Consider the following 11,108-nt stretch of genomic DNA (forward strand, 5'->3'; position numbering starts at 1 on the left):
CCATTTCCGCGACCGCAGATCGTCCTTTGTTATCTTCGTCATTGGCCTGACCACCCCCCATCGATTATGTGTGTATGTCCTGTGGTGAAAGCACTCTCATCGCTTGCCAGGTAGACGACCAGTGCCGCTATTTCTTCCGCCTTGGCGACGCGGCCCATGGGCTGGCGGGCCACGAACTGCGCCATGGCTTCTTCCCTGCTGCCCAGTTCTTGGGCTAAAGCCTCGACCCGATCGCGCCAACTGGGGCTGTCGACCGTTCCGGGGCAGATGCAGTTGCAGCGGATGCCCTTCGTGATGAAATCAACCGCAACCGATTTCGTCAGCCCCACAACCGCAGCTTTGGTCGCGCCATAGACAAAGCGGTTGGGCGCGCCGATGATCGACCCCAAAGCGGAAGACATGTTGATGATCGAGCCGCCGCCCCGTTCGACCATCCCCGGCAGCACAGCCTTCGTTGTGCGCATCATGGACCGCACATTGAGGTCCATCGCAAAATCCCACTCTTCATCGGTGGCGTCCAGGATGGTCCCGTGATGCACGAAGCCCGCACAGTTGAACAACACGTCCGGATTTGCCCGCTCAGCCCCCTGAGCGACGCTGGCGTCATCGGTGACGTCCATCTCGAAAATTTCGATATTTTCGAGATTCTCGGACCGAATCGAAGAAAGGTTTTCGAGGTTGATATCCGTCGCAAACACCTGCGCCCCTTCGCGCGCCATTGCAATTGCGCTGGCACGACCGATACCCTGTCCGGCGGCCGTCACAACGACGCGCTTCCCCACAAGTCTTTCTGACATATGTAAAATTTACCTTTCACTACTTGCGATCAAACACCAGGACCCCGGGCCCGAGTGCGACCGGGCAGCACCAAAAAATTCTGCACGGAAACGCGACAGGCTTTGGCGCAGGAACTTGATGCCGTTAGCGTATGACAGAGATTTTGGTTTGGCTATAACCATGCGTGGTGCGGCCCGAAGGAGGACAAGCAAGCATGAGTGAGCAGCGCAAAGTGACCCTTTTGGGCACCGGCCTAATGGGGGCGCCGATGGCACGAAACCTGCTTGCGGCAGGCTTTCCCCTGACCGTTTGGAACCGTAGCGCCGAAAAGGCACGGCCATTGGCGGACCAAGGTGCCGCGGTTGCAGACACCCCGGCCCACGCGGTTGCCCAAGCCGATGTGATCGTGACCATGCTGGCCGACGGATACGCAACCGGCGCGCTGCTTGAAGACCCTTCTTTCTGCGACCAGCTGAAACCTGGTGCCGTCTGGATCGACATGTCCAGCGCCAAGCCTGAACATGCCCGCGCGCAGTCGGCCCAACTCGAAACTCTCGGCCTGCGGCATCTGGATGCCCCAGTCTCCGGTGGCACCAAGGGGGCCGAGGCGGGCTCGCTGGCGATCATGGTGGGCGGCGATGAGAAGGTCATGCGGGAGGTCCTGCCAATCCTCTCCGCCATGGGGCGCCCCGTGCATGTCGGCCCCAGCGGCGCCGGACAGTCGTGCAAACTGGCCAATCAGACAATCGTGGCCGTCACGATTTCCGCCGTTGCCGAGGCAACCCTGCTGGCCGAACAAGGTGGCGCAGACCCGGCTGCTTTGCGCGCCGCGCTTCGCGGTGGGTTTGCCGACAGCGTGATCCTGCAGCAGCACGGGGAACGCATGTCCAACCGGGACTTCGTTCCCGGCGGACTCTCGAAGTTTCAGCTGAAGGATCTGGACAACACCTTGGCTGAGGCGCGCGGTCTGGGCCTGGAACTGCCCAATACGCAAGCCGTACGCGACCGGTTCGAATACCTGATAAACGAAATGGATGGGGCCGAGCTGGATCATTCTGCGCTCTACCTCGAACTCAGAAAACGGAATGGCATGTCGTGACGCATATCCTCATCATCGGCGGCGGTGGAATGCTGGGGCAGAAACTGGCGCATCACATTTCGGCCGAACAGACCTTTGGCCCGGACGCCCGTGTATCATTGTTCGACCTTTCATTTCCGGCCGAGGGTGCACCGGGAGAAAAAACCGTTGGCGACATCGCGGCCCCGAACTCGGCCAAGCTTCTGGCCGCTCAGCGCCCTGACGTGATCTTTCATCTGGCCGCGATTGTCTCGGGTCAGGCAGAAGCTGACTTTGACCTCGGTTGGGACGTCAACCTGATGACGACCTGGTCACTATTGAACGCATTGAAAGACGAGCATAACGCCACCAGTGGCGCCTACCGCCCGCGGCTGGTCTTCGCTTCGTCCATAGCCGTCTTTGGCGCCCCTTTCCCCGCACGGATCGACGATGAATTCTTGTGCGCCCCTCTGACCAGCTACGGGGCCCAGAAGGCTGCGTCCGAGTTGATGATTTCCGACTTCAGTCGAAAAGGATACATCGACGGCATCTCCCTGCGGCTGCCGACGCTCTGCGTGCGGCCCGGCAAGGCGAATGCCGCCGCGTCCTCCTTCTTTTCGGGTATCATACGAGAGCCCCTGAACGGGCTCGAGGCGGTTCTGCCGGTCGACGAAACCGTTCGCCACTGGCACGCCAGCCCTCGGGCAGCGGCAAGATTTCTGACCCACGCGGCCGATCTCGATACGAAGCTGCTGAACGACCGGCGCGCCCTGAACATGCCCGGCATCAGTTGTACGGTCGCCGAACAGATCGAAGCTTTGCGCACTGTCGCCGGTCAAGGCGCGGTCAACCTGATCAAGCATGTTCCCGACCCCGACATAGAGCGCATTGTCAAAGGCTGGCCACGCGACTTTCAAACCGACCGCGCGCTCGAGCTGGGCTTCTGCGCAGAATCGAGCTTTGAAGACATCATCCGCGTTTATCTTGAGGATGACTTCCGCGCTTAGTCGCCCATCGTCTTGCCCGTCAGATGGCGCTTGAGGTGGTCATGAATCTTCTGCTTGGTCAGTTGCTCATCGCCGGACAATGCGGCCTCGAGGATGTCGGCGTGATGCCGGATGTTCTCGGAGATGAACTCGAACCGCCGGTCCGCCACCATCAGCTGCTGCCGGAATTGCGCATAGATGCGGCCATGCATCTGCTTCAACGTTTCCGATCCGCAGGCCGAGATCAGCGTTTGATGGAATTCCTTTTCCGAAGCAAACCAGATCTCGATCAACTCGCTGGGGTCGTCGGTGGCATGAATGCGCTTTTCGATATGGCTCAGCTTGTGATGCGCCGCGGTCAACCTGGCTTCCCAATCCACCCCGCCGTTGCGGATCGACATTGCGGTGCCTTCTCCCTCCAGCAAAACGCGGATGTGGGTCAGCTCGATCAGTTTTTGCGGTGAACGCTTCGGGACGCGAAAGCCCTTCTGCTCCTGAAAGTCCACCAAACCCACGGATGACAAACGAAAAAGAACTTCGCGAACCGTGCTGGCCGAGCACCCATAGTCCTTGCGCAACTCTTCGGCCCGAACCTTGGCACCATGCTCGAATCCGTTCGAGATCAGACGCATTTTAAGGTGCTGATAAATATCTACTTCTTCATTCATTCCGGTTTGCACCTTTCAGGTCTGGCCACTTATTGTCCTAGTCGTATTTTCGATTTATTGCAAGAATCTCGAAATTCTTGAAAATTTCATATTTTACTTGTTGCATTCGATTCGACCGCTTAACGTCTAGCAGCGTGTCGACAAGGGAGGCGGCAAGATCTCCTACCCGGCGCACTGCTCAACGTCTGGGAGGACAATATGAAAATAGTCAAGACAGCGGCTGTTGCGGCCGTAGCAACGACGATGGCGGCCGGTTTCGCGGTGGCTGAAACGACCAAGCTCAGAATTCAAACCCATTTCTCGCCCGAGACGCTGTCCGGGCAGATGGCGGCAAAATACGTCGAAGACATCCAGGAAATGTCGAACGGCGAGATCGAAGTCGAGATGTTCTACTCGTCCTCGGTGGTCAAATCGGTCGAAACCTTCGATGCCGCGGCGACAGGCATCCTCGACTGCGACATGACCGGCGGCGGCTATCAGACCGGCAAAAACCCGGCCTTCCAGTTCGCGGGCGATCTGCTGGGCGGTTATCAGAACCCCTATCAGCAAATGGCATGGCTGCTGCACGGTGGCGGCAGAGATGCCGTCAATGACCTGTACAACGGCTACGACATGGAATTCATCGGCTGGTGGATCCCGGGGCCGGAATCTCTGGCCTCGACCAAGCCGATCGCCAAGGTCGATGACTTCAAAGACTGGAAATTCCGTTCGCCCCCGGGCCTGGCCACCAAGGTCTTTGCCGAGTTGGGCGCGTCGCCGATCGTGATGGACTTCAACGAAATCTTCACCGCTCTGGAAACCGGCATCATCGACGGCGCGGATGCTGCGAACCTGACCAACAACGTGGGTCTGGGTCTGTACGAAATCGCCGGTCACACGAACTATCCCGGCTTTCACTCGATGCCCGCAGACCATCTGGCCTGCCGCAAGGACGTTTGGGACGCGATGCCTGCACATCACAAAAAGATCATGGAAGTCGCGATGGACAGCCTGGCGCTGCACAATGCGACGATCAACGAAGTGCAGAACGCTCAGACCGCCAAGGACCTGAAGGCCAAAGGCGTTCAGCTGTATGAGTGGTCGCCGGAAGATCTGGCCGCCTACCGCGCAGCCGTTCAGGTCGGGTGGACCGAGTTCGCCACGACCCCAGAGGCCAAGGCGCTGTTGGAAAGCCACATCAACTTCCTGCGCGATCTGGGCGCAATGCAATAATCGGGCTTCGGCCATTCAACGACAATCGGAAAGGCCGTGCTGACGGCCTCTCCGAATGTGCCCGGGACCCTGCATTTCATGAAAATCACCAAGATCACCAGCCATGTACTGCAGTACAAGATGCCCGAAGTCCTGGGGTATTCGCAGCAGTATTATGACAAGCGCACAACCCATCTGGTCGAGGTTCAAACCGACGAAGGCGTGACCGGCTGGGGAGATTGTTTTGGCCCCGGCAACGTAGCAAGAGCCAACAAATCCATCGTTGAACAGGTCATTCAGCCGATGGTTCTGGGGCTGGACCCTTTGGACAAGGACGTGATCTGGCACAAGGTGTACAACCTTCTGCGAGATCATGGGCAAGGCGGAATGCCGATACAGGCGCTGTCCGGCGTGGACATCGCCCTTTGGGACATCGTCGGCAAGGTGGCCGGTTTGCCGCTGCACAAACTCATCGGCGGCGCGCATCGGACAAGCGTTCCCTGCTACGGCTACGGGATGATGCTGCGGGATGAGCCGATCGCCGACCTTGCCGCCCGGTTCAAGGACGAAGCCGCAACGATCAAGGACATGGGGTTTGTCGCCACCAAGATGAAGACCGGGTTCGGACCCAAACCGGACGTGCAGCTCTGCAAGGCGGTGCGTCGCGGGGTTGGAGACGACTTCCCCTTCATGGTCGACGCAAATCATGCCTACACGACCTCGGACGCGTTTCATGTTGGCCGCGCCTTGGAAGAGCTTGACGCCTATTGGTTCGAAGAGCCGGTGGCCCCTGAGGATCTTGACGGCTATCGCGAACTGCGCGCAGGGCTGAAGGTCAATATCTCCGGCGGCGAGGCTGTGTTCAATCGCTGGGCATGGCGCGCGTTTCTCGAAAACCGCGGTGTCGATATCGCTCAGCCCGAAGTATGCGCGTTGGGCGGAATCTCTGAGTATCTGCGGGTACTTGCGCTGTGCCACGCACACTTCACCCCGGTCGTTAATCACGTCTGGGGAAGTGCGGTTGCTGTGGCCACCAACCTGCATCTGCTCGCGGCAATGCCGGCAATTCCGGGCGGTCTGCACCCTTGGGAACCGATGTTGGAATTCGACACCACGGACAACAAGTTTCGCGACGATCTGCTGACCGTTCCGCTGGAGATACAGAAACAAGTCAAGGCCAACAAAGGCCGCGTGACGATCCCGACCGGCCCCGGACTGGGTGTCGAGCCGGACCTGGAATTTATCGATCACCACCGGATCGACGGATAAGGACGAGGGCTACGTGATGCAAAAAAACTCAGGCGGAATACTGGAGTGGCTCATCCCGCTCGCCTTCGTCGCAACGGCCAGTTGGCTCGTCTGGCATCTGCCGGCCTTCCTGTTGGACTGGCTGCCCTACACGTCCGAATCTCTGAAAAGCCAGGTAACGGAAATCTATCTGCGCAGCGACGTGACGCCCGAAATGACCGGGGTTTTCGGCGGATTTGTCGACATTGTCGATATCGGCGCGCTGATACTGCTGCCGATCCTTGCGGTGATCGGAACCAAGACCGTCCAGCCGGCCGCGATGGAATACGAGGGCACGACTGCGATGGACCGCTTCGCCCTTTTCATCGGCCGGGTCACGATGATGATGATCGCCATCATGACGGTGGTGATGCTGTACGAAGTCTTCATGCGCTACATCCTCGAAAAGCCGACCGAATGGGCCAACGAGATGACACTGTGGTTCGCCAGCTTCGTGTTCCTGATGTCCGGCTACTATGCCATGCAGCAACGCAGCCATATCCGGATCTTTCTGCTGTATGATGCGGTTCCTCGCTGGTTGCAGCGGGTGTTCGACACGATCTCGACCATCCTGATCGTGATGTTCGCGTTCTTTCTGGTCTACGGCAGCTATCAGCAGGTTTTCGTCAACAAACTCTACAAATGGGAGCTATATGGCTCGGCCTTCAACCCGCCGATCCCGGCGACGTTGCAGCCCATGGTCCTGATCGTGATCACCCTGGTCGCCATGCAGGCCGTTCTGAACCTGATCGCGGATTGGAACAAAGAACCGGAAATCCACACGGATGAACCGGACGAAGACGAAATTGAAATGATCAAACGAGCGGTGGGACAAGACTGATGGATATTGGAACGATCTCACTCATCCTGATGGTCGCCCTGATCGTGCTTCTGGCGATCGGGATGCCCCTGGGTCTGGCCTCGGCCTCGCTTGCGGTTCTGGTTCTTGTTCTGAAGTTCGAGCCGACACTTCTTTTGAACCCGTTTTCATTCGGCGATGGCATTCTGACCGGACGCCCCGGGACTGGGCCACTCTATATTCTGGCGCAGAAGATATATGGGCTCTTAACGGACTACGTGCTCATATCCGTGCCATTGTTCATCTTCATGGCATCGCTGCTGGAGCGATCCGGGATCGCGCGCGACATGTATTCGTCGCTGAATGTCTGGCTGTCCAGAACGCGCGGCGGCATTGCGATCGTGACCTCGATCATGGCGGTGATCATGGCAGCCATGTCCGGCATCATCGGTGGTGAGGTTGTCCTGCTGGGTCTGATCGCCCTGCCCCAGATGCTGCGCCTCGGCTACGATCAGAACCTCGCCATCGGCGTCATCTGCGCCTCGGGGTCGCTGGGGACCATGATCCCGCCCTCGATCGTTCTGATCATCTATGGGCTGATCACCGAAACCTCGATCAAGTCGCTGTTCACGGCGTCTTTCATTCCCGGCTTCATGCTGGCCTCGATGATCATCCTGTACATCATCATTCGCACGCGGCTGAATCCTCACCACGCGCCGCTTCCGGAACCGGACCCGAGCGACCCCGAACCGGCTGAAAAGCGCAAACTGTTTGCCGCCTTCATGAGCATCGTCGTCGCCGGATTTTCCACCGTTCTGTTTATCCGGGCCGCGTTTTTCGAGCTTTCCGGCTCGAACGCTGCCAGCCAAGGCGAGCCCGCGCGATTGGGGACAGCTGACTACCTGCCCTGGTTTGCCGGTATTACGATCGTCGCCCTTCTGCTGATCTTCTTCGTCTTTGGCAGAGAGCGCGCCAAAATCGGGTGGGAAATGGGCAAAGGCCTCGTCGCGCCGCTGGTCGTCATCGGCGTCGTTCTCGGCTCGATCTATGGCGGGATCACAGGCATCACCGAGGCAGCAGGCATGGGCGCCTTCGCCGTTCTGATCATCGCCATCCTGCGGGGCGAGGGATCGTTCGAGCTGGTTTGGGACAGCTTGATGCGAACGCTCAAATCCACAGGCACCATCATCTGGGTCACCATCGGCGCCGCCGCGCTGGCGGGTGCCTACACCATTGCCGGCGGGCCCCAATACGTGGCCGATCTGATCGTTGGGCAGGACCTGCCGACGATGCTGGTCATTCTGGTTATGATGCTGATCCTGCTGTTCATGGGCGCGTTTATGGATTGGGTCGGCATCGTGCTTTTGATCATTCCGGTCTTTCTACCGATCGTTCTGCGCCTTCCCATCGAGGAAATCGGACTCATCGGCCAGTTGCAGCCCAGCCATGTCGCGATCTGGTTCGGCGTCGTGTTCTGTATGAACATGCAGGTCAGCTTCCTGTCGCCCCCGTTCGGCCCGGCGGCGTTCTACCTGAAATCGGTGGCCCCGCCGCATATCAGCCTGACGGATATCTTCCGCGGCTTCCTGCCATTCATCGGGATCCAGCTGCTGGCGCTTTCCGTTCTTCTGATCTGGCCGGGCATCATCGCGCTGCTTTTGTGAGGTTGCACCCATGCTGACACAAGATCAGATTGGCAAGTTCCAGACGGACGGATACCTCGTGGTCGAGGATGTAATTCCCGGTGACGTCCTTGATCGGGTGCAAGCCGAATACTCGGATGTCCTGAACCGGCTCTTTGACGGTTGGTACGAAAAAGGGCTGGTCAAGGACGAACCATCCGGGATGTCATTCTGGGACAAACTTCTGTCCGCTTATCAGGCCGGTTGCGACTATTTCCAGCCGCTGGACATCTCATTGCCCGGCGACCGGATCATGGCTGACACACCGTTCCATATAGGACCCGCAGTGTTCGACTTGCTGACGGCCCAGCCCATGCTTGACATCGTCGAGCAGTTGATCGGGCCAGAGTTGGTCAGCAATCCGATCCAGCACGTTCGGCTGAAGCCCCCCGCCCTCAAGCTGTCCAAGGATGAGGTGCGCGCGCATATCACCGCAACAGACTGGCATCAGGACCGGGCAGTTGCGTTGGAGGATGCGGACCAAACCGACATGGTCACTGTCTGGATTGCCGTCAACGATGCAACGATCGAGAACGGCTGCCTGCAAGTGCTGCCAAAGGCACAGGACCAATCCATCCTGCCGCATTGCGCGCGCACGCAGACAGGCATTGCCGACGGGTTTATTGACGAAGACCGAGCCGTGCCCTTGCCCGTCAAGGCGGGCGGGGTCATCCTGTTTCACCCGCTGACGCCACATGCGTCGCTGGTCAACGAAACGGACCGGTTCCGCTGGTCGTTCGACATCCGCTTCAGTGCGGCAGGCCAACCCACCGGTCGAGACCATTTCCCCAGCTTCATCGCAAGATCCAGATCGCGCCCCGAAACCGAGCTGCGGGATTGGCGTGTCTGCAAATCCAATTGGGAGGCGGCGCGAGCAAAGCTGTCTGGACAGCCGCATATAGATATTCACCGGTGGACATCGGACTCGCCGTTCTGCGCCTAGCTGCAGCCGCCAGGAAAGCTGATTATGACTTTTGTACGTTTAGATCGAACGGATAGCGTGGTGGTTGCAACTCGGCTGCTGGAGGCCGGCAGTGTGGTCGAAGGCGTCACGACCAATGCGCGCATCCCATCGGGCCACAAGGTCGCCACGGCGACCCTTGCACCCGGCGATCCGGTCAGAAAATACGCCCAGATCATTGGTTACGCCACCCAACCGATCCACCCCGGCGATCATGTACACACCCATAATGTCGAGTTCCGAAACACCAGCGTGGACTATGAGTTTGCGACGGATCACAGGCCTATGAGACCCGCCACCTCGGTCGATACGTTCATGGGCTACCATCGGGACAGCGGTCGGGTCGGCACGCGCAATTACATTGCGGTTCTGACCACCGTGAACTGTTCTGCTACCGCGGCCCGCACGATCGCTAACCACTTCACGCCGGACAAGCTTGCCGCGTATCCGAATGTCGACGGCGTGGTGGCCTTTGTCCACGGAACGGGCTGCGGAATGGCAGATTCCGGCGACGGTTTCGAAGCTCTTCAACGGGTCATGTGGGGGTTTGCAAAACATCCCAACCACGCTGCCGTTCTGATGGTCGGTCTGGGCTGCGAAATGAACCAGATCGACTGGCTGCTGGACGCATATGGGTTGAAGCAGAGTCCAACCTTCCAGACGATGAACATCCAAAACGTTGCCGGGTTGCGTCGGACCGTGGAAATGGGCATCAGCAAGATCAACCAGATGCTGCCCATTGCCAATGAGGCAAAGCGCAGAGAAGCCCCGGCGTCTGAACTGATGGTTGCGCTGCAATGTGGTGGATCGGACGCTTGGTCCGGTGTGACGGCGAACCCGGCGCTCGGACATGCCTGCGACCTGTTGGTCGCTCAAGATGGCACGGGTGTCCTCGCGGAGACGCCCGAAATCTACGGAGCCGAACATCTTTTGACCCGCCGTGCCCTTGACCGCGCAACTGGGGAAAAACTGATCGGACTGATCGATTGGTGGCAGGACTACACCGCTCGCAATCACGGTTCGATGGACAACAACCCCAGCCCCGGCAACAAGCAAGGGGGTCTGACGACCATCCTCGAGAAATCGCTGGGGGCTGCGGCGAAGGGCGGAACCACCCCTTTGACCGGTGTATTCAAATACGCCGAACCCATCACCGCCAAAGGCTTCACCTTCATGGACAGCCCCGGATACGACCCGGCCTCGGTGACCGGCCAGATCGCGGCCGGGTGCAACCTTGTGTGTTTTACCACGGGGCGCGGGTCGGCCTTTGGGTCCAAACCGGCACCAACACTGAAAATCGCCACCAATTCCGAATTGGCGGCGCGTATGCCCGAAGACATGGACGTGGACGCGGGCGACATTCTGACCAAAGGCGTCAGCGTCGAAGAAAAAGGACAGGAGATATACCGACGGCTGCTCCAAGTCGCCTCCGGCGCGCGAACCAAGTCCGAGGCACAGGGCTTGGGTGATTACGAATTCGTTCCCTGGCAAATCGGAGCGGTGATGTGAAACATATCCTCGTAGCCGGCGGCGGATTGATCGGTATCCGCCACGTCCGCGCCGTCATTGAGCATCCCGGCTGCACGTTGGTCGGGTTGGCCGATCCGGATGGCTCAATCCAGATCGACGCGCCGCGTTTTGCCAGTATGGACGAGGTGCAGGACACAGTGGATGGTGTCATCATCGCGACGCCGACCCGC

11 protein-coding genes are annotated in these 11,108 nt (G+C 59.1%); 9 read left to right on the forward strand and 2 right to left on the reverse strand.

All coding sequences use genetic code 11. The features are described from left to right. Window positions 1–38: 38 nt before the first annotated feature. Window positions 39–797 carry an SDR family oxidoreductase gene (locus AC2FM5_RS17930; RefSeq protein ID WP_496737215.1) on the reverse strand — a complete coding sequence of 253 codons (759 nt, stop codon included), beginning with the start codon at window positions 795–797 and terminating at the stop codon, window positions 39–41. A gap of 194 nt (window positions 798–991) precedes the next feature. Between AC2FM5_RS17930 and AC2FM5_RS17935 the strand changes: the two genes are divergently transcribed. Both AC2FM5_RS17935 and denD read left to right on the forward strand, forming a co-directional pair. Continuing rightward, a complete protein-coding gene (locus AC2FM5_RS17935; protein ID WP_496737217.1) occupies window positions 992–1,876 on the forward strand; it encodes an NAD(P)-dependent oxidoreductase in 885 nt (294 codons plus the stop codon). Further along, window positions 1,873–2,841, forward strand: coding sequence for a D-erythronate dehydrogenase (gene denD / locus AC2FM5_RS17940; protein ID WP_496737218.1), 969 nt, complete (start codon window positions 1,873–1,875; stop codon window positions 2,839–2,841). Before AC2FM5_RS17935 ends, denD begins: the two co-directional genes overlap by 4 nt. Here the strand turns inward: denD and AC2FM5_RS17945 are convergent. Beyond that, entirely contained in the window at window positions 2,838–3,488 is a 651-nt protein-coding gene (locus AC2FM5_RS17945; RefSeq protein ID WP_170389667.1) for a GntR family transcriptional regulator, read from the reverse strand. The genes denD and AC2FM5_RS17945 overlap by 4 nt on opposite strands. Window positions 3,489–3,686: 198 nt before the next feature. Here AC2FM5_RS17945 and AC2FM5_RS17950 point away from each other — a divergent pair, with 198 nt between their 5' ends. The 7 genes from AC2FM5_RS17950 to AC2FM5_RS17980 form a co-directional block, all read left to right on the forward strand. After that, window positions 3,687–4,700 (forward strand): TRAP transporter substrate-binding protein, encoded by a 1,014-nt coding sequence (locus AC2FM5_RS17950; protein WP_093961716.1) that lies wholly within the window; start codon window positions 3,687–3,689, stop codon window positions 4,698–4,700. 78 nt (window positions 4,701–4,778) lie between these two features. Then, the gene (locus tag AC2FM5_RS17955) at window positions 4,779–5,948 is read left to right on the forward strand and encodes a mandelate racemase/muconate lactonizing enzyme family protein (RefSeq protein ID WP_496737220.1); all 1,170 of its coding nucleotides are present in this window, start codon (window positions 4,779–4,781) and stop codon (window positions 5,946–5,948) included. A gap of 16 nt (window positions 5,949–5,964) precedes the next feature. Beyond that, complete coding sequence (locus AC2FM5_RS17960; RefSeq protein ID WP_174819626.1) at window positions 5,965–6,807, forward strand: TRAP transporter small permease subunit; 843 nt, start codon at window positions 5,965–5,967, stop codon at window positions 6,805–6,807. Then, complete coding sequence (locus AC2FM5_RS17965) at window positions 6,807–8,429, forward strand: TRAP transporter large permease (protein WP_170357470.1); 1,623 nt, start codon at window positions 6,807–6,809, stop codon at window positions 8,427–8,429. Before AC2FM5_RS17960 ends, AC2FM5_RS17965 begins: the two co-directional genes overlap by 1 nt. A 10-nt stretch (window positions 8,430–8,439) precedes the next feature. Next, window positions 8,440–9,390, forward strand: coding sequence for a phytanoyl-CoA dioxygenase family protein (locus AC2FM5_RS17970; RefSeq protein WP_496737223.1), 951 nt, complete (start codon window positions 8,440–8,442; stop codon window positions 9,388–9,390). Between the two features lie 24 nt (window positions 9,391–9,414). Further along, window positions 9,415–10,917: a UxaA family hydrolase gene (locus AC2FM5_RS17975; protein ID WP_496737225.1), complete on the forward strand. Its 1,503-nt coding sequence runs from the start codon at window positions 9,415–9,417 to the stop codon at window positions 10,915–10,917. Next, window positions 10,914–11,108 (forward strand): Gfo/Idh/MocA family oxidoreductase (locus tag AC2FM5_RS17980; protein ID WP_496737227.1); only part of this gene is annotated, 195 nt, incomplete at its 3' end. The genes AC2FM5_RS17975 and AC2FM5_RS17980, both read left to right, overlap by 4 nt.

Source organism: Ruegeria sp. BHSA162, from assembly GCF_059613385.1.